Origin of the sequence: Bradyrhizobium sp. SZCCHNR3119 (assembly GCF_032487775.1) — a bacterium.
GTDB lineage: Bacteria > Pseudomonadota > Alphaproteobacteria > Rhizobiales > Xanthobacteraceae > Bradyrhizobium.
On the sequence record NZ_JAUEUV010000001.1, the window covers coordinates 974863 to 991945 of the forward strand.

The 17083-nt window shown below is 63.0% G+C and carries 20 protein-coding genes and 1 pseudogene; 14 read left to right on the forward strand and 7 right to left on the reverse strand.

Going from position 1 to position 17083, the window contains the following annotated elements:
* The first annotated feature begins 16 nt into the window (after window positions 1-16).
* A complete protein-coding gene (gene fghA / locus QX034_RS04695; RefSeq protein ID WP_315704692.1) occupies window positions 17-862 on the forward strand; it encodes an S-formylglutathione hydrolase in 846 nt (281 codons plus the stop codon).
* A 699-nt stretch (window positions 863-1561) separates the two neighbouring features.
* Here fghA and QX034_RS04700 read toward each other — a convergent pair.
* A complete protein-coding gene (locus QX034_RS04700) occupies window positions 1562-2047 on the reverse strand; it encodes a DUF3280 domain-containing protein (RefSeq protein ID WP_315704965.1) in 486 nt (161 codons plus the stop codon).
* Window positions 2048-2196: 149 nt separating this feature from the next.
* On the opposite strand from QX034_RS04700, the gene QX034_RS04705 reads away from it, so the two are divergent.
* The 5 genes from QX034_RS04705 (at window position 2197) to QX034_RS04725 (ending at window position 6662) form a co-directional block, all read left to right on the forward strand.
* Complete coding sequence (locus QX034_RS04705; RefSeq protein ID WP_315704693.1) at window positions 2197-3393, forward strand: ABC transporter substrate-binding protein; 1197 nt, start codon at window positions 2197-2199, stop codon at window positions 3391-3393.
* Window positions 3394-3467: 74 nt separating this feature from the next.
* The gene (locus tag QX034_RS04710; protein ID WP_315704694.1) at window positions 3468-4397 is read left to right on the forward strand and encodes a YVTN family beta-propeller repeat protein; all 930 of its coding nucleotides are present in this window, start codon (window positions 3468-3470) and stop codon (window positions 4395-4397) included.
* Between the two features lie 29 nt (window positions 4398-4426).
* The gene (locus tag QX034_RS04715) at window positions 4427-5212 is read left to right on the forward strand and encodes an ABC transporter ATP-binding protein (RefSeq protein ID WP_315704966.1); all 786 of its coding nucleotides are present in this window, start codon (window positions 4427-4429) and stop codon (window positions 5210-5212) included.
* Complete coding sequence (locus QX034_RS04720) at window positions 5209-6054, forward strand: ABC transporter permease (RefSeq protein WP_315704695.1); 846 nt, start codon at window positions 5209-5211, stop codon at window positions 6052-6054. Before QX034_RS04715 ends, QX034_RS04720 begins: the two co-directional genes overlap by 4 nt.
* The gene (locus tag QX034_RS04725) at window positions 6051-6662 is read left to right on the forward strand and encodes a hypothetical protein (protein ID WP_315704696.1); all 612 of its coding nucleotides are present in this window, start codon (window positions 6051-6053) and stop codon (window positions 6660-6662) included. The genes QX034_RS04720 and QX034_RS04725 overlap by 4 nt, the downstream gene beginning before the upstream one ends.
* Before the next feature lie 112 nt (window positions 6663-6774).
* On the opposite strand, the gene QX034_RS04730 is transcribed toward QX034_RS04725, so the two are convergent.
* Window positions 6775-7332, reverse strand: coding sequence for a PQQ-dependent catabolism-associated CXXCW motif protein (locus QX034_RS04730; RefSeq protein WP_315704697.1), 558 nt, complete (start codon window positions 7330-7332; stop codon window positions 6775-6777).
* Complete coding sequence (locus tag QX034_RS04735) at window positions 7329-8177, reverse strand: substrate-binding domain-containing protein (protein WP_409977581.1); 849 nt, start codon at window positions 8175-8177, stop codon at window positions 7329-7331. Before QX034_RS04735 ends, QX034_RS04730 begins: the two co-directional genes overlap by 4 nt.
* 194 nt (window positions 8178-8371) lie before the next feature.
* On the opposite strand from QX034_RS04735, the gene QX034_RS04740 reads away from it, so the two are divergent.
* Entirely contained in the window at window positions 8372-9295 is a 924-nt protein-coding gene (locus QX034_RS04740) for a quinoprotein relay system zinc metallohydrolase 2 (protein ID WP_315741949.1), read from the forward strand.
* A 55-nt stretch (window positions 9296-9350) separates the two neighbouring features.
* Window positions 9351-10178 (forward strand): quinoprotein dehydrogenase-associated SoxYZ-like carrier, encoded by an 828-nt coding sequence (locus QX034_RS04745; RefSeq protein ID WP_316166400.1) that lies wholly within the window; start codon window positions 9351-9353, stop codon window positions 10176-10178.
* Window positions 10179-10198: 20 nt separating this feature from the next.
* On the opposite strand, the gene QX034_RS04750 is transcribed toward QX034_RS04745, so the two are convergent.
* Entirely contained in the window at window positions 10199-10558 is a 360-nt protein-coding gene (locus QX034_RS04750) for a hypothetical protein (RefSeq protein ID WP_409977572.1), read from the reverse strand.
* A gap of 86 nt (window positions 10559-10644) precedes the next feature.
* Between QX034_RS04750 and QX034_RS04755 the strand changes: the two genes are divergently transcribed.
* From QX034_RS04755 to QX034_RS04770, 4 genes are read left to right on the forward strand one after another with little or no spacing between them, the layout of a single operon-like run.
* Entirely contained in the window at window positions 10645-11625 is a 981-nt protein-coding gene (locus QX034_RS04755; RefSeq protein ID WP_316195027.1) for an ABC transporter substrate-binding protein, read from the forward strand.
* A 1-nt stretch (window position 11626) separates the two neighbouring features.
* A complete protein-coding gene (locus QX034_RS04760; RefSeq protein WP_315741951.1) occupies window positions 11627-12364 on the forward strand; it encodes an ABC transporter permease in 738 nt (245 codons plus the stop codon).
* Window positions 12354-13064 carry an ABC transporter ATP-binding protein gene (locus QX034_RS04765; protein WP_315741952.1) on the forward strand — a complete coding sequence of 237 codons (711 nt, stop codon included), beginning with the start codon at window positions 12354-12356 and terminating at the stop codon, window positions 13062-13064. Before QX034_RS04760 ends, QX034_RS04765 begins: the two co-directional genes overlap by 11 nt.
* A 50-nt stretch (window positions 13065-13114) precedes the next feature.
* The gene (locus QX034_RS04770) at window positions 13115-13462 is read left to right on the forward strand and encodes a hypothetical protein (RefSeq protein WP_316195029.1); all 348 of its coding nucleotides are present in this window, start codon (window positions 13115-13117) and stop codon (window positions 13460-13462) included.
* 13 nt (window positions 13463-13475) lie between these two features.
* Here the strand turns inward: QX034_RS04770 and QX034_RS04775 are convergent, their stop codons facing one another.
* Window positions 13476-13712: a hypothetical protein gene (locus QX034_RS04775; RefSeq protein WP_315765338.1), complete on the reverse strand. Its 237-nt coding sequence runs from the start codon at window positions 13710-13712 to the stop codon at window positions 13476-13478.
* 367 nt (window positions 13713-14079) lie between these two features.
* On the opposite strand from QX034_RS04775, the gene QX034_RS04780 reads away from it, so the two are divergent.
* The gene (locus tag QX034_RS04780) at window positions 14080-14388 is read left to right on the forward strand and encodes an EthD family reductase (protein WP_315704706.1); all 309 of its coding nucleotides are present in this window, start codon (window positions 14080-14082) and stop codon (window positions 14386-14388) included.
* 122 nt (window positions 14389-14510) lie between these two features.
* On the opposite strand, the gene pqqA is transcribed toward QX034_RS04780, so the two are convergent.
* Entirely contained in the window at window positions 14511-14591 is an 81-nt protein-coding gene (gene pqqA / locus QX034_RS04785; protein ID WP_083841505.1) for a pyrroloquinoline quinone precursor peptide PqqA, read from the reverse strand.
* Between the two features lie 118 nt (window positions 14592-14709).
* A pseudogene (locus tag QX034_RS04790) lies at window positions 14710-14832 on the reverse strand (calcium-binding protein); the annotation flags it as partial.
* 556 nt (window positions 14833-15388) lie between these two features.
* Here QX034_RS04790 and QX034_RS04795 point away from each other — a divergent pair.
* Window positions 15389-17053, forward strand: coding sequence for a methanol/ethanol family PQQ-dependent dehydrogenase (locus QX034_RS04795; RefSeq protein ID WP_315704707.1), 1665 nt, complete (start codon window positions 15389-15391; stop codon window positions 17051-17053).
* Window positions 17054-17083: the final 30 nt, after the last annotated feature.

The following is a 17083-nucleotide window of genomic DNA, read 5'->3' on the forward strand; positions in this document are numbered from 1 at the left end:
AACAGGATACGACATCATGACGCTCACCACCGTTTCGACCAACAAATCCCATGGCGGCACGCAGGGCGTCTATCGGCACGCCAGCGCCGAGACCAAGACCGACATGACCTTCTCGGTGTTCGTGCCGCCGCATGCGGAGGGCGCGAAATTGCCGGTGGTCTGGTATCTGTCTGGCCTGACCTGCACCCACGCCAATGTCACCGAGAAGGGCGAATTCCGCGCCGCCTGCGCCGAGCTTGGCCTGGTGTTCGTCGCGCCCGATACCAGCCCGCGCGGCGAGGGCGTTCCGGGCGATGCCAACAATGCCTATGATTTCGGCCTTGGCGCCGGCTTCTACGTCGATGCCAGCAAGGAGCCGTATGCGCGCAATTATCGCATGTGGAGCTATGTTACCGAGGAACTGCCGAGCGTGCTCGCCGCCAATTTTCCGATCGACCCGCGACGGCAATCGGTGATGGGCCATTCGATGGGCGGGCACGGCGCGCTGACGGTCGCCTTGCGCAATCCCGATCGCTATCGCGCGGCCAGCGCATTTTCGCCCATCGTTGCGCCGTCGCAGGTGCCCTGGGGCATCAAGGCGCTCGGCGGCTATCTCGGCGATGACAAGGCGGCATGGCGCAAGCACGATGCGGTGGCGCTGATCGAGGACGGCGCACACTTCTCCGACCTCCTGGTCGATTATGGCGATGCCGACCAGTTCCTCACCGAGCAGCTTCGCCCGCAGCTGTTGCAGGCCGCCTGCGAGAAGGCCAACATCCGTTTGCTGTTGCGTCGGCAGGAGGGGTACGACCACAGCTACTACTTCATCTCCACGTTCATGGCGGATCATCTGCGCTGGCACGCCGCGCGGCTCGGGAGCTGAGGAATAAGCCCGGAAACGGAAGCAGCCGTCGTCACCCGGACCGGTGTCGACAAGCTCGGCGTCATTGCGAGGAGCGTAAGCTCCGAAGCAATCCAGAATCCCCGTGCAGGCTGGATTGCTTAGCTGACGTACGCAATGACGTGGCAGGTCGCCATGGACGGAGGCCAGCCATTTTGCCCGTCGTGCCAATCTGTCGCAGGCATCAAACCTTGCCGTGTCGGGCAAATCAGAACGATCATTCCGCCCGTCTCGCGCTCACAAGAGGGGCGGATCGCGATCGTCACGGACGTCGAGCGCGGGATGCGATGGACGCGTCGGGGCCGCAGCATGATCGCTCATGCAGGCGAACGGCACCGATGCGGACGGCGAAATTGCGTGGTCCTGGCGCCCCGACGCTGGCGCTAAATCGGCAGGCGATGATTCCTGCCGGTGACGGTGGCTAACAAGCCCGGCACACCGAGGAGAGCGCGACATAAGCGTTAAAACCATCGCGCAGGGAAGGCCGGCGTGTCCGGCTCGTACCTGTGGTGACTGCCGCCTGCTTTTTTCTTGCAGGCGGGCCATGGGTGCGACCAGCACCCGGCCTTCCCGGCGCCCTCTCCTTCAGAGGGCCGCGCTAACGCAAAGCTCGGACGCGAATCGCGCCGCGAGAACGTGTTGTTGCGTTCGATCGTTGTCACGTGTCGATTTCAGATCACTTCATTGCTTCTGCGGCAGACCGTAGTTCGCCGCCAGCATGCGGTTGCGGATCAGCCAGGCCATGGTGCGCGACCAGGACTCGTCGGTATTGCCGCGCATGTCGGCGCTCATCGCCGCAACGGGCTGGCCGCTGCGCACGTCGCGCAGATAGAGGTTCATGTTGAGGATGAGGTTGGAGACCTTCTGCACGACGCCGGTGATCTCGAGATCGGCCCCGAGCTGCGCCGCCAGCTTGATGTCGCAGCCGCCGCAGGCCTGCAGATTGCTATTGTGCGCCGCACTCTTCACCGGTTCGATATCGAGAACGCGATATTGGCCCGACTCCTGCAATGCTTTGCGCAACTGTTCCGCAGCCCGCGCCAGCCGGGCCGCTTCGTCCTGCCGCGGTCCCTGCATCTCGCCCTGCAGGCTGCTATCGATCAGTTCGAAGTCGAACACCGCGACCTTCGGCGGTTCGGCACGCAACGGGGCTGCAACAAGCAGCATCATCGCGGTCAGCAGAAGAACAGATTTCACGGTCGTGATCCGAAATGGCGTAGTGCGAACAAAAGTGGGGTTGCAAGCTAGGCCAATTCGGTCATGTTGCAAGGGCAAACGCTCAGTGAGAAGCGGAGGCAGGACCATTGGGAGGACATATGATCCGGTCGCTGATCGGTGCGATCAGCCTTGTCGCCTTCGCTGCAGTTGCCTTCGCCGTAGGCGCGGCAGCGGCGGAGCCGGTCAACATTGCCATTGGTTATCTCGGCCGCGCAACCGTGCCGCAGACCTTGTCGCCGGTCGACCAGCCGGCCGCCGATGATGGCATTGCCGGCGCAAGGCTCGCGATCGAGGACAACAACACCACCGGGAAGTTCCTCAACCAGCGCTTCACCCTGCTCGAGCATCGCGTGAAGGACGAGGAGGATCCGACGCAGGCCGCGAACGATCTCGCCGCCAAGACCGGCTTCATTCTCGCCGATCTGCCGGCCGACGCGCTGTTGAAGGTCGCTGACGCGCTGCGTCCGCGCGGCGTCACGCTTCTCAACGTCGGCGCCACCGACGATCGCCTGCGCGAGCAGGACTGCCGCGCCAATGTGATCCATGTCGCGCCGACCCGCTCCATGCTGGCCGATGGCCTTGCGCAATATCTGGTCTGGAAGCAGTGGAAGCGCTGGCTGCTGGTGACCGGCTCGCACGACAATGACAAGCTGTTTGCCGATGCGTTGCGCCGCGCCGCCACCCGCTTCGGCGCCAAGATCGTCGAGGAGCGCACCTTCGAGGACACCGGCGGCGCCCGCCGTACCGATTCCGGCATGACGTTGATCCAGCGCCAGATGCCGGTCTTCACCCAGCGCGCACCGGCCTACGACGTGCTGGTTGCCGCGGACGAGAGCGAGGTTTTTGCGTCCTACTTACCCTATCGCACCTGGGATCCCCGTCCCGTGGCCGGCTCGGCCGGCTTAAAGCCCACCAGCTGGGATCCCGCGCAAGATCAATGGGGCGCGACCCAGCTGCAGAACCGGTTCGTGAAATTGGCCTCGCGGCGCATGAGTGCGCTGGACATGCAGGCCTGGACCGCGGTGCGGATGATCGGCGAAGCCGCCTCGCGCGTGAATTCCGGGGATCCCAAGGCGCTCGTCGACTTCATGAAGGGACCGAACTTCTCGATCGCCGCCTTCAAGGGCACGCGCCTGACGTTGCGCGACTGGAACCTGCAGCTTCGCCAACCCATTCTTTTAAGCGACGGACGCATGATCGTCTCGGTCTCGCCGCAGGAAGGTTTCCTGCACCAGGTCTCCGAGCTCGACACGCTCGGGGGCGACCGCCCCGAAACCAAATGCAAATTGCAGTGAGGCGTGATCCGGACATGTCGGCCGATAAAGTTGTTGCAAGAATTTGGATCTCATTGGCCGGAGCGCTGTGGCTCATGACGGTCGCTCCCGCGTCCGCCTTCGTCGCCTATGTCTCCAATGAGAAGGGCAACACGGTCTCGGTGATCGATACCGACTCCTGGACGGTGACCAAGACCATCAAGGTCGGGCAGCGGCCGCGCGGCATCGAGTTCACCCGTGACGGCAAGTTCGTCATGGTCGCCGTCGGCGACGACGATACCATTCAGGTGATCGACACCAAGACGCAGGAAGTGACGGACACCCTGCCCTCCGGTCCCGATCCCGAACTGTTCACCCAGGATGCCGCCGGCAAGACGCTCTATGTCGCCAATGAGAACGACAACACGGTCACCGTGATCGACCTTGCGAAGCGGGCGCGCATCGGCGACGTCCAGGTGGGAGTCGAGCCCGAGGGCATGACCGTCAGCCCCGACGGCAAGACCCTGATCTGCACGTCCGAAACCACCAACATGGCGCATTTCATCGACACCGGAACGCGCCAGATCGTCGCCAATGTGCTGGTCGACGCCCGGCCGCGCTTTGCCGAATTCAAGCGGGACGGCTCCGAGCTCTGGGTTTCCGCCGAGATCGGCGGCGCAGTCTCGATCATCGATCCGGCCAAGCACGAGGTCATCGGCAAGATCAAATTCGCCATTCCCGGCCTACGCAACGAAGCGATCCAGCCGGTCGGCATCGGCATCACCAAGGACGGCAAAACCGCCTTCGTCGCGCTTGGCCCTGCCAACCGCGTGGCCGTCGTCGATACCGCCAGTCGCGAGGTGAAGAAATATCTGCTGGTCGGCCAGCGCGTCTGGCACATGGCGTTCACGCCGGACGAGAAATATCTGCTCGTGACCAACGGCGTCTCCAACGATGTCTCGGTGATCGACGTCGCCGCACAGAAGGTGATCAAGACCATCCAGGTCGGCGAACTGCCCTGGGGCATTACGATTGCACAGCCATGATGACGCGCGACGCCTCCGCCATCGACCAGATGTCAACCGCGGCGCAGCAGCCCGCGCCAGGTGCCGTGTCCGCGCTGTCGATTGCCGGCGTCAGTCACTCCTACGGCGCGCGCAAGGCGCTGGACGATGTCAGTTTCGACGTGCAGCCAGCGAGCTTCACCGCTCTGCTCGGCCTCAACGGCGCCGGCAAGAGCACGCTGTTTTCGCTGATCACGCGGCTGTTCGGGGTTCAAAGCGGACAGATCGGCATCTTCGGTCATGACATTGGGAAAGCACCCAGCGAGGCCTTGCGCCTGCTCGGGGTCGTGTTCCAGCCGCGCACGCTCGATCTCGATCTGTCGCTGATGCAGAACCTGCTCTATCACGCGGCCCTGCACGGCATCTCGCGCCGCGAGGCACGCGCGCGCGCCGACGAACTGCTGGCGCGGATCGGGCTTGCCGACCGGTCCGGCAACAAGGCGCGCGATCTCTCCGGCGGCCAGATGCGTCGGCTGGAGATCGCCCGCGCGCTGCTGCACCGGCCACGCCTGCTGCTACTCGACGAGCCGACGGTCGGGCTCGACGTCAAGGCACGGTCCGACATCGTCAGTCACGTCCGGCAGCTGGTGGCCGAGCAAGGCATCGGCGTGCTCTGGGCCACGCATCTGTTCGACGAGATTGCGCAAGGCGACGATCTGGTGGTCTTGCATCAGGGCCGCGTGCTCGCGCAAGGGCCCGTGCAGCACGTGGTGGCGGAAGCCGGCGCCTCCGACCTCAATGCCGCCTTCGCGCGCCTCACCACGCAGCCGAGCCCGCTGCGGAGTTCTGAACCATGAGCGTGACCACACTCAATTCGCCGCGCCGCGGCTTCTCGGCCGGCGAGTACATCACCTGCCTGACCGGCATCGTCTGGCGCGAGGGCCTGCGCTTCCTGCATCAGCGCGAGCGCTTCGTCTCGGCGCTCGTGCGGCCGCTGGTCTGGCTGTTCATCTTTGCCGCCGGTTTCCGGCAGGTGCTCGGCATCTCGATCATCCCGCCTTACGAGACCTACATTCTCTACGAGGTCTATATCGCGCCCGGCCTGATGGCGATGATCCAGCTCTTCAACGGCATGCAATCCTCGCTGTCGATGGTCTACGACCGCGAGATGGGCAATATGCGCACGCTGCTCGTGAGCCCGCTGCCGCGCTGGTATCTTCTGTTCTGCAAGCTGCTAGCGGGCACCGCGGTCTCGGTGCTGCAGGTCTACGCCTTCCTGCTGATCGCCTGGTTCTGGGACATCACGCCGCCGCCGATCGGCTATCTCACGGTGTTGCCGGCGCTGATCCTCTCCGGCCTGATGCTCGGCGCGCTCGGCATGCTGATCTCCTCCGGGATCAAGCAGCTCGAGAATTTCGCAGGCGTCATGAACTTCGTGATCTTCCCGATGTTCTTCGCCTCCTCCGCTCTCTACCCGCTGTGGCGGGTCGAGGAAGGTAGCCCGTGGCTCGCCTATCTCTGCGAGGCCAATCCCTTCACCCACGCGGTCGAGCTCATCCGCTTTGCGCTCTACGGCAAGATCAACTGGATCTCGCTCGCGGTGGTCGCCGGCTGCACCGCCGCCTTCATGATCGGCGCGATCCTGGCCTATGATCCGTCGCGCGGCTTCGTCCGGCGCGCTCCCGGAGGCGAAACATGAGACGGCAGATTTTGATGGCGGCCATTGCCGTGTTGGCTTCGGCGCGGGCGGGGCTTGCTGCCGACCCGCGCTATCCCGACTGGCCCTGCCCGCAGGCCAAGGTTCCGGACATTTCGATTGCCGCAGTCTGGACCGGACCGCCGCTCGACGATGTCGGCACCAGCTGGAAAGACGACGCCAAGGTCTCCGCACTGGTCAGCAAGCTGGCGGCGCGGCGCACGCCGCTGGAGGAAGCGCAAAAGGACATCGCAGATTTCCTCACCGGCACGCCCGAGGAGAAGACCCGCAAAGGCAAGCTGTTGTTCGCCGGGCTATTCGATACGCTCAATGCACAGCGGACCACGGTGATGAACGGGCTCGAGCGCACCATGCGCAAACAGCGCGAGGCGGTCGAGAAGGTCAGGGCCGATACGACGACGCTCCAGCAGCTGCAGAGCGCCCCTTCGCCTGACCAGGCCAAGGTCGATGAGCTCAGCAATCAGCTGACCTGGGAGACCCGCATCTTCGAGGACCGCAGGCGGGTCTTGAAATTCGTCTGCGAGGTGCCGACCACGATCGACCAGCGCCTGTTCGCGCTTGCGCGCGAGATCCAGCAGGACATGGAGTAGCCGACCGATGCCAGCCGATCGCACAGGTCGAGTTGAGCTCGTTCCCATAGCGGCACCGATGCGACCTCGCCCCGCTGCCGGGGAGAGGTCGCGCACCGTATTCTTTGCCAGCTCACTCCTCCGACCGCGGCTCCGGTTGCACCTCGGCCAACGGCAGATCCGCAGCCGCCCAGCCGTCGGTGCCTTCGGGATACCAGGCGACGTTCGCGTAGCCATAGGACAAAGCGCGCTTGGCGGCATTCCACGACATCCAGCAATTGGCCAGACAGTAGAACACCAGAAGTCTCGCCCGATCGCCGCCGGAGGCCTGCTCAAGCCCCCGCTTCAGGTAGGCTTCGGTCGCCGGCGCGATAACACCGTAGCCGGTATCGGGCAGCCAGGTGCTGCCGGGAATGTCTTGCCGCGGCTGGTCGCGCCAGACGGTGCCCGCCGGCAGGTTCTTCGGCTTGGGCGCACGCGGCAGCACGTCGATGAAAGCGCCCGACTTCGCGCGCCAGATCGCCTCGGCTTGGTCAGTCGAGAGTACGCGCGCACCGGCCAGCGTCGTCGGCACCGGCGCACGATAGTTCTCGGTGCGATAGTCGTCGGGCTCGCGAACGCCGTCGTCCGCATGCGCGGCAGCGATCAGCAGCACAGCGGCCACGCCGACGCGGAGCGGTCGCCGGCTCATGGCGACTTCGCCGCCGCCTCCGCGGTGATCAGATGATTGCTCTCGTCCAAAAGCGGCACGCCGAACTCCAGCAGGATCTTGTTGATGTCCGGCTGGCTCTCCTGGATCAGCCGATTGAGCTGGCGTCTCCAGTTCACGTCCGTGGCGCGGACGCCCATGGCGATGCGATAGACCAGCTTCGGTCCGGTCGTCTCGTTGATCAGCGGCGTCACGTGCAACGGCGGGTTCGCCTGCTTCGCATAATAACCGGCCATCGGTCCCCACAACACGCCGGCGTCGATCTCGCCGGATTTCAGGTCCTTGATCATGGCTTCGGCCGACGAATCGACGCGGGTGTCGATCATCAGCGGATAGGGCTTTGCGGTCGTCATCAGGCCGGCAGCAGCCATATTGGTTGCCGGCGGCGTGCCGGCGACGATGCCGATATGCTTGCCCTTCAGTCGCGGATCTTCCAGGGTCGCGACGTCGCCGAGATCGGACCCCTGCCGGGTGACGATCGCATAGGACGTCCGGTAATAGGGGGTGGTGCTCTGCACCAGCTCGTCGCCTTGGGGGAAGCCCATGATGACGTCGCAGCGATGCGAGCCCAGCGTCATCCGCACGAAGCCGGTGGCCTGCGGATAAAACGCGTAGTCCAGCTTCTTCTGCAGCTTCGCCGCAAACAGCTCGGCGATCTTGTTCTCGAAACCCTGGCCCTTCTCGTCGGAGAATGGCAAGTTGCGCGGATCGGCACAGACGCGCAGCACATTGGGATCGACGAGCTCGATCGAGAGATCGGCGTGGTCGCTACTCTGCGCAAACGCTGCCCAAGAGCCGAGCAAGGCAAGGCCCGCGGCGACAGCCATCAAAGAGCGGACATAGGTCTGACATTCCATCATTATTCTTTCCGTCCCCGTTGCGCGCAAAGCGTGTTTTTTGAAAATGCTAAGCTGCAGCATCGGCGCGCGCAACAGGCGAAATCATCGCGAAGGCGTGAGTATCTGCTGCAGTGCAAACAGCACCATTCGTCACGTTCGTGTCACGGCATCGGAGCGAAACCATGACTCGCCTCCGCGTTTGTCTCGTCGCACTCCTCGCAATCATCGCAGCCACCCGTGCCAGCGGTCAGCAGCGGGAGCTCGATGTCAGCGAGATCGCGCCGGGCGTCTACGTTCATATCGGCCAGATCGCGCTGATGACGGCGGAGAATGAAGGCGCGATCGCCAATCTCGGCTTTATCATCGGGAACGAAGCGGTCGCCGTGATCGATACCGGCGGCAGCGTCCGCGAGGGACGGCAACTGCTCGCCGCGGTCCGGGCGCGGACCGACAAGCCGATCCGCTATGTCATCAACACCCATGCCCACCCGGATCATATGTTCGGCAATGCGGCGTTCCAGCAGGCAGGCACGACATTCGTCGGGGCCAAGAACCTGCCGCGCGCGCTGGCGGTGCGCGGGCCCCACTACATCGAAGCCTTCCGGCAGATCATGGGCGCGAAACTGGTCGACGAGGTCCGTCTCGTTTCCCCTTCCGTACTCGTGGATGACAGCAAGTCCCTTGATCTCGGGGGCAGAACCATCGTCCTGAAAGCCTGGAATACGGCGCATAGCGACTGCGATCTGACCGTTTATGACGAGCAAAGCCGGATCTTGTTTTCCGGCGATCTGGTATTCTTGCGCCATATTCCGGTCGTCGATGGCAGCCTGCGCGGATGGCTCGGCGATATGGCGGGGCTGTCCGCAGTTCAGGCCGAGCGCGTCGTGCCCGGCCATGGCCCCGTGAGCCCATGGCCTGGAGCATTGGCGGATGAGCGCCGTTACCTCGACATATTGGCCGGTGACATCAGAGGACTGATCGCGCGCGGCCGGCCGATCGCCGACGCCGCCACGGCGGGCGCCTCGGAGCGTCCGAATTGGGAGCTGTTCGACGATTATCACGCCCGCAACGCCACTGCGGCGTTTTCGGAACTTGAATGGGAATGACGATGACCCCACGCTATGGTGGGAGTTGACCTCACGAGATCAGGAGGAACGCGACATGACACGGTTGTGCTTCGGCCCCTTTTCCGCTGCGCTTCTCGGCACCCTGCTCGCAGTTGCCTTCGCACCTGCGAAGGCCGCCGAGAGCTATGACCCCTGGCCGGGCCTGGTGCAGGACATCTTCAGCAATCGCCCGATGCAAGATGGCAGTGACGTGATCGCCATCGACATGCCGGCGCGCGCGGAAGATGCCTCGGTCGTGCCCGTCACCCTGCAGAGCAAGCTTGGTCCGACCGATAGCCGCCGCATCAAGACGATCACGCTGGTGATCGACCAGAACCCGGCGCCGATGGCCGCGAAATTCACCCTCGGCCCGGACGCCAACGTGACGGCGATCTCGACGCGCGTGCGGGTCAACAACTACACGAACGTGCATGCGGTCGCCGAACTCAGCGACGGCCAGCTTTACGTGACCAAGATCTATGTGAAGGCCTCCGGCGGCTGCTCGGCGCCCGCAGCGAAGAACCCCGAGGAGGCCAAGGCACATATCGGCCAGATGCGCTACCGGCAGTTTACGCAGGCGTCGGACGGCGCCACGAGCGGCACGCGCGAGGCGCAGGTGATGATCGGCCATCCCAACAATTCCGGGCTGCAGATGGACCAGCTCACCCAGCTCTATATCCCGGCCTTCTTCATCGACCAGTTGCGCCTGTCTCAGGACGACAGTCTGGTGCTCGCGATGGAGGGCGGCATCTCGATCTCGGAAGATCCGAACATCCGCTTCACTTATGTGTCGAATGGCGCCAAGCGATTCCGGGCCGAGGCCAAGGACACCCAGGGCCACGTCTTCGAGCATGAATGGCCGGTCGACGGCTCAGGCACGTAATGGGGAAGCGCGGAACGAGCTCAGAAACACCTCACCTCGCCCTCCGCCTGGGCGCGCCGGAGATCGTTGAGAGCGTTGGTCGCCTGCTCGGACGTGCGGAACTGCGCGCCGAGAGTGCTATGCACTTGCGACATGCTGAGCACCGTCTCGGCGGTGACGTAGCGGTCATAGGGAAGGATCGAGGCGATCACGTCGATCGAGCAGGAGCACTGCTCGATCGCCTGGCGCGTTTCGCCATTGGCCTTCATACAGCCGAAGACATATTCGGCCCGCGCCGAGGTCGGATAGTCGTTGATATCCTCGGCATGCGCCGCCACAACCATGCCGGTCAGGATAACCCATGCAGCGACGATCGGTCGTAGTGAAGCAGCAGACGTCATACTGGTCCTCCCGCGGTACACGTGGGAAGCTATGCTATGATTGATGGTCTGAAAAGACGATACCGACGGAAACGGCGTACCGCCTGATGAAGCAGCTCCTTGGTTTGTTGTTTGGTTTTTTTATCTGCGCCGCCGCCCCCATCTCGGCATGTGGCGCCGCCGACACGATTCGCGTTGCAGTGCAAAAGACGGGGACCTTTGCCTGGGAATTGGCGGTGATCCGGGCGCACGGTCTCGACAAGAAGGCCGACCTCGCCATCGAGGCGATCGAACTGGCAAGTCCGGAAGCCGGCAAGGTCGCATTGCGCGCGGGCAACGCCGACCTGATGGTCTCCGACTGGCTGTGGGTGTCGCGGGAACGAGCTCTCGGCGCCAGGCTGCAGTTCTATCCCTATTCGAGCGCGCTCGGCGCCGTGATGATCCCGCCGTCCTCGCAGATCCGGCAGCTTGCAGATCTGAAGGGCCACAAGCTCGCAGTGGCCGGAGGGCCGCTCGACAAGAGCTGGCTGTTGCTGCAGGCGGCAGCCAAGCGCGGCGGCCTCGATCTCAAATCGCAGGCGACCGTGACTTATGGTGCGCCGCCTCTGCTCGCGGCGAAGATGGCTGATGGCGAAATGGACGCCGGCCTCAACTTTTGGAATTTCTGTGCCGCGCTCGAAGCCAAGGGCTTTCGCCGCCTGATCGGCATTGAGGACCTGCTGCCGCAATTCGGCGCCAAGGGACGCGTTGCGATGGTCGGCTATGTCTTTGACGAGGATTGGGCCAAGGCACATCGCGACCTGATGGCGCGCTTCCTGGACGTGACCGCAAAGGCCAAGAACATTCTCGCCAGCTCCGACGCCGAATGGGACACGATCGCACCGCTCACCGGCGCATCGGATGCTGCGACCCTGCGCGCCTATCGCGACCGCTACCGAGACGGTATTCCGCGCCGCGCGATAGCCGACGAAGAAGCGGATGCCCGCCTGCTCTATCGCGTGCTGGCGGAGACCGGCGGACGCGACCTGGTGGGCCCCGCTGAGCAGCTCAGCCCCGGCACCTACTACAATCTAGGTCCGAGGGACTGAGGTGCTGCGGCTCGTATCCTCTGTGCTGTTTTTAGCGACGTGGTGGATCGCAGCCGCGCTCGCCGGCAGCGCCAAACTGCCGCCCCCCGCCGCGGTGCTCCGCGTCGTGCGGCAGGAAGCGGAGTCCGGCGCACTCTTCCTGCATCTTGGCGCGACGCTGGCGCGCGTCGGGCTCGCCTTCACGCTGGCGATGGCCGTCGGCTCCGTGCTCGGCTACCTGATGGGGCGCCATCGATTGGCCGATCGGCTCGGCGATCCCTGGCTGATCCTGCTGCTCAACCTGCCGGCGCTGGTGGTGATCGTGCTGGCCTATATCTGGGCGGGGTTGACCGAGGTCGCAGCGATCAGCGCCATCGCGATCAACAAGCTGCCGACCGCGGTCGTTACCTTGCGCGAAGGCGCCCGCGCGCTCGACCCGACGCTCGACGAAATGGCGAACGTATTCGCCGTCTCGCGCTGGCGCAGCTTCCGGCACGTGCTGCTGCCGCAGCTTGCGCCCTACATTGCAGCCGCGGCGCGGTCCGGGCTGTCGCTGGTCTGGAAGATCGTGCTGGTCGCAGAACTGCTGGGGCGGCCGAACGGCGTCGGCTTCGAGATCGGCGTGGCCTTTCAGCTGTTCGACATTCCGCTGCTGCTCACCTATTCCTTGAGCTTCGCGGCGGTCGTGCTTGTGATCGAGACCTCATTCGTACAGCCGTTCGAGCGGCGCGCATCGCGGTGGCGGCTTCGTGCGGCTTGACGTCGACATCACCGGCAAGAGCTTCACGAACGCCGCGGGCAAGCGGCAAGAGGTGCTCGCGCGCATCGAGTTCTCGCTCTATTCCGGCGAAGTCGGCGTCGTTGTCGGCCCCTCCGGTTGCGGCAAGAGCACGATGCTGCGGATTCTTGCCGGTCTCGATTCCGATTTCGAAGGTCACGTCGTGCGCCCCGAGACCGCCCGGCTAGCAATGGTATTCCAGGAGCCGCGGCTGTTGCCGTGGCGCTCCGTCGAGCAAAATGTCCGCCTGGCGGCGCCCGATATCGATGCGGCCAAGCTCGATGCGATCTTTGCGGTGCTCGAGTTGAGCGGCCACCGCGAGCATTATCCGGGCGAGTTGTCGCTCGGTCTTGCCCGCCGGGTGGCAATTGCTCGGGCAGTTGCGGTCGAACCTGACTTTCTGATCCTGGACGAGCCGTTGGCCTCGCTCGATGAAGCCTTGGCCTCGCGACTGCGCGAGGAGATCGCGACACTGGTCGGCAGCCGACCGATGATCACATTGCTGGTGACGCACAGTCTGGAAGACGCGGTGCGGCTCGGGGACCGGCTGTTCTTTCTGTCCTCCCGCCCGGCCCGTCTGCTCCACGCCGTCCCGATCCAGACACCACGTGCGGCGCGGACGGACGAGGTGATCACCGCGACCAAGGCCGATCTGGCGCGATTGGACCTTGCAGGACAATGACGCACATCGATAACAGCTGGTGGACAAGAAGCGCGGTTCGGGAGGACGTGATGCCAAGAATATTGACGCTCACCGCAACCTTTTGTCTGACCATGCCGGCTGCCCTGCTCGCGCAAGGCAAGGGCATCCGTCTTTGGAATTTGACGACGGCAACCATCACCGGCTTTCAACTGTCCCCGACGGGCCAGAACAATTGGGGCCAGAATCAGACCCTCAATGACAAGGACAAGGAGGTCGACCACGACGAGCGGCTGCGGCTCACCGACGTCGAACCGGGGCGCTATGACGCCAAGGTCAGCTATGCCGACTCTAAGCAGTGCTTCGTGCGCGACATCGAGATCAAGCCCGACGCCATCGTCTCGATCACCGACAAGGATCTGAAGGACTGCACGAAGTGAGATCGAACGCGGCTCAACCCGCCGGATTTGCGCTCGTACCTTCGGCCTTATCGTTGCTGTGCGGATATTCGCAGCGCCACTTCACGGCCGTCCATTTCGGATGCTCGCCGACCCACTGCGCAATATAGGGAGGCGCCTGCATCGCGCACTGGCGCAGCGAGCCGCCATCGGTGAACACGAGATGGGTCTCTTCGCAAGTGGTCGGCGAAAGGACCGCACAGATGGTGATGACGAGGTCGATTGGGCTCATGCCTGCAATCCTTCGAAGCTAGTGAGTACTCCGATTCCGAAGTTCGTATCCTATCGGGGCAAGCTCATGTGCCAACTTCGGAATTGAAGAGCATGAGCAAACCCTTGATTTCAGTGCTGCTTTGAATTCGATGCTCCGATCAGCGTACGCGGAGTCGGCTGATCGGAACTCAAGTTTCCGCCGCACCCGTTCACGTAAGTATACCAAATACGATTTTGGGACGATGGGGTTTCTAACGCCCGACGGAATAAACGCCGCCTATCACAGATCCGCGTTCCGCTGCCGGCGAGCGGGCGCTTGATCCGCGAACCGAGGACTGCGATGGTAACAGTCATCATAACTTGAAGAAAACGGGGAGGATGACGCAATGGCCAAAGTTCTGGTGCTGTACAAGACGCCGAAGAGCGCCGAAGCATTCGACAAGCACTACACGAATATTCATATCCCGCTGGCAAAGAAGATTCCGGGTCTGACGGCCTATGATATCAGCCGTGGTCCGGTCGCCGGGCCCGCGGGTCCGAGCAATATCCATCTGGTCGCGACGCTGACATTCGACACGATGGACGCGTTGAAGGCTGGAATGGGATCGTCCGAAGGGAAGGCCGCAGCAGCAGATCTTCCGAATTTCGCCGATGGCGGCGTCGATCTCTACTTGTTCGACACACAAAACGTCTGAGCACAGAGCGTCTGAATACTAAAGCGCGAGATCGCGATATCAAACAAAACTGCCAAGCCCTCGTGAGCATAATCCGGCTCGGTCGGGCTTGGCAGATCGTTCATTTTTGATCTGCGAGCCGCTTACTTGCGGGCCGCGCAGGCATACATGTTGATTTCCATGCCCACCGGCACTTCGACGATCTTCGGGGTTCTCCAGGCCATTTCAAGCTCCCAAGTTCTGACACTGTCATTTCTGGCGCGCTCATCGCACCGATGTTGAAGCTAGAACCGCATCAAGTCAAACGCAAGACCCGCGGCTAAGCCACGGAAAGCTCAGCGTCTATCGTCGCAACGGAGGCACCAGCCTTTGCCCGGACGGCCGCGCCAACTCCCTGGCGTCGAGGGTTCCGTCGCTGTCCGCGTTCGCTGCATTAAACCGTGCCGTGACGACGTACTCGTCCAGCAGCTTCAAGGCACGGCGGCCTGACATCCGTCAAGATCGGGTCAGCGCTTGGGACTTGCCGTCAAGGCTCGTCGCGCGTTCGCGCCTTCGCAAGTGCGAGTCGCGAAGGGTGCCGACAGGATTCCAGGCAAATCCGAAGTAGCCGGCTGCAATCACGCCGATCTGACCGGAGCAGGCCGGTCATCCGTAACGACCGCATAGGTCTTGCCCTCGCTCACATGAATCTCGTCCGCGAAATAGGCGTCGGCCTCGCCACAACATGACGCGGGACATCGGGCTGCATCAACGCCTGATCCCATTCGCGCAACGCCAGATTCGAGGAATCAAGCTTCATGTCGCATCGCAACACAGAGGCGGTGCGATCATGCCAATTCCGTTTTCCCAGGAGCGGAATGAGTTAGAGCTAATGGAATAAGTACATCTGGCTCAGCGTCGTCACTGCCCTGCCTCGAATTGCGCTGCTTACGTTTTCGTATTGACGCTTTTTCGTTTCGAGCAGAGTGTTGTGCGTGCAGCGTCAGAATAGGCGCGCGAGAAAAGACTCGGGAGGAAATGAATGAAACGGATTGCGCTGGCCGCTGGCCTCGCGATGTTTGCATCGTTTGGCGCAAACGCACAAACCGCCGATCAGTTGGTGAAGGGTGCGACAGATACGTCGAACGTGCTGAATTATGGGATGGGCTATAATCTGCAGCGGTTTAGCCCGCTGACACAGATCTCCAAGGACAACATCAAGAATCTCGTCCCAGTTTGGAATTACAGCCTTGCCGACGACCGCAGCGAGGAATCGCAGCCGCTGGTGTACCAGGGCGTCATCTATCTCACGACGCACAACGCCACGATGGCAATCGATGCAAAGACCGGCAAGCAGATCTGGAAAAGCAAGATCGAATATCCGGCCGAGACCCCGCGTATCGTCTGCTGCGGCATCATCAATCGCGGCGCCGCACTGTTCGACGGCAAGGTCTTTCGGACCACGCTCGATGCCAATGTGATCGCGCTCGACGCGAAGACCGGCAAGGAGCTATGGCGGCAGAAGGCCGCCGACATCAAGGAAGGCTATTCGATGACCGTCGCGCCGCTGGTGGCGGACGGCATCGTGCTGACCGGTGTTTCCGGAGCGGAGTTCGGCACGCGCGGCTTCATCGACGGCTGGGATCCGGCGACGGGCAAGCATTTGTGGCGGACACATACGGTGCCGAGCCCGGACGAGCCCGGCGGCGACACCTGGAAGGGCGACACCTGGAAACTTGGTGGCGGCTCGACCTGGATCACCGGCTCTTATGACCCCGAGCTCAACACGGTCTATTGGGGTGTCGGCAACCCGGGCCCGTTCAACGCAGCGGTACGTCCTGGCGACAACCTCTACACCTGCTCGGTGCTGGCGCTCGATCCGAAGACCGGCAAGATCAAGTGGCACTACCAGTTCTCGCCGAACAACCCGTTCGACTATGATTCGGTCGCGGAAATGGTGCTCGCCGACATCAAGGTCGAAGGCAAGCCGACCAAGGTGCTGATGGACGCCAACCGCAACGGCTTCTTCTATGTGCTCGATCGCACCGACGGCAAGCTGCTGGCTGCCAATCCATACGTGAAGGTGAACTGGGCTTCCGGCATCGACATGAAGACCGGCAAGCCGATCGAGACCGACGTCACGCGAGACGCGCGGGAAGGCAAGAAGGTCGTCGTCTTCCCGTCGATTCTCGGCGGCAAGAACTGGGAGCCGATGTCGTATAATCCGCAGACAGGCTTGGCTTATGCCAATACGCTGGTGTTCGGCGGTCACTACAAGACGGAGCCCGCGACCTACAAGGCTGGCGAATGGTATCTCGGCATGGACCTGACCGACCTCTGGGAATGGGGTAATGGTCCGCGCGGTCAGCTCAAGGCGATCGATCCCATGACGGGGAAGAGCAAATGGGAGCAGCCGAGCGATATTCCGCGCTTCTCAGGCGTGCTGTCGACCGCCAGCGGCCTCGTCTTCTCAGGTCAGTTGACCGGCGAATTCGAAGCCTTCGACGCCGACAGCGGCAAGAAGCTATGGCAGTTCCAGACCGGCTCGGGGATCGAGGGGCAACCCGTGACCTGGCAGCAGGACGGCGTACAGTATGTCGCGGTCACGTCAGGCTACGGCGGCGTCTACTCGCTATTCTCCGGTGACGAGCGCCTGGCCAACGTTCCGGCCGGCGGTTCTCTCTGGGTCTTCGCGGTCAAGAACTAAGTATGGAATGCCCGTGAAGATAGATGCATT

What these genes read in the sequence shown, in the direction of transcription:
- QX034_RS04725 (WP_315704696.1), top strand. Translation starts at nt 6,051, where the DNA reads ATGAGACGGCAGATTTTGATGGCGGCCATTGCCGTGTTGGCTTCGGCG.
- QX034_RS04775 (WP_315765338.1), bottom strand. Translation starts at nt 13,712, where the DNA reads ATGAGCCCAATCGACCTCGTCATCACCATCTGTGCGGTCCTTTCGCCG.
- QX034_RS04740 (WP_315741949.1), top strand. Translation starts at nt 8,372, where the DNA reads ATGACTCGCCTCCGCGTTTGTCTCGTCGCACTCCTCGCAATCATCGCA.
- fghA (WP_315704692.1), top strand. Translation starts at nt 17, where the DNA reads ATGACGCTCACCACCGTTTCGACCAACAAATCCCATGGCGGCACGCAG.
- QX034_RS04700 (WP_315704965.1), bottom strand. Translation starts at nt 2,047, where the DNA reads ATGCTGCTTGTTGCAGCCCCGTTGCGTGCCGAACCGCCGAAGGTCGCG.
- QX034_RS04720 (WP_315704695.1), top strand. Translation starts at nt 5,209, where the DNA reads ATGAGCGTGACCACACTCAATTCGCCGCGCCGCGGCTTCTCGGCCGGC.
- QX034_RS04755 (WP_316195027.1), top strand. Translation starts at nt 10,645, where the DNA reads ATGAAGCAGCTCCTTGGTTTGTTGTTTGGTTTTTTTATCTGCGCCGCC.
- QX034_RS04745 (WP_316166400.1), top strand. Translation starts at nt 9,351, where the DNA reads ATGACACGGTTGTGCTTCGGCCCCTTTTCCGCTGCGCTTCTCGGCACC.
- pqqA (WP_083841505.1), bottom strand. Translation starts at nt 14,591, where the DNA reads ATGGCCTGGAGAACCCCGAAGATCGTCGAAGTGCCGGTGGGCATGGAA.
- QX034_RS04730 (WP_315704697.1), bottom strand. Translation starts at nt 7,332, where the DNA reads ATGAGCCGGCGACCGCTCCGCGTCGGCGTGGCCGCTGTGCTGCTGATC.
- QX034_RS04795 (WP_315704707.1), top strand. Translation starts at nt 15,389, where the DNA reads ATGAAACGGATTGCGCTGGCCGCTGGCCTCGCGATGTTTGCATCGTTT.
- QX034_RS04715 (WP_315704966.1), top strand. Translation starts at nt 4,427, where the DNA reads ATGTCAACCGCGGCGCAGCAGCCCGCGCCAGGTGCCGTGTCCGCGCTG.
- QX034_RS04780 (WP_315704706.1), top strand. Translation starts at nt 14,080, where the DNA reads ATGGCCAAAGTTCTGGTGCTGTACAAGACGCCGAAGAGCGCCGAAGCA.
- QX034_RS04710 (WP_315704694.1), top strand. Translation starts at nt 3,468, where the DNA reads ATGACGGTCGCTCCCGCGTCCGCCTTCGTCGCCTATGTCTCCAATGAG.
- QX034_RS04770 (WP_316195029.1), top strand. Translation starts at nt 13,115, where the DNA reads ATGCCAAGAATATTGACGCTCACCGCAACCTTTTGTCTGACCATGCCG.
- QX034_RS04750 (WP_409977572.1), bottom strand. Translation starts at nt 10,558, where the DNA reads ATGACGTCTGCTGCTTCACTACGACCGATCGTCGCTGCATGGGTTATC.
- QX034_RS04735 (WP_409977581.1), bottom strand. Translation starts at nt 8,177, where the DNA reads ATGGCTGTCGCCGCGGGCCTTGCCTTGCTCGGCTCTTGGGCAGCGTTT.
- QX034_RS04705 (WP_315704693.1), top strand. Translation starts at nt 2,197, where the DNA reads ATGATCCGGTCGCTGATCGGTGCGATCAGCCTTGTCGCCTTCGCTGCA.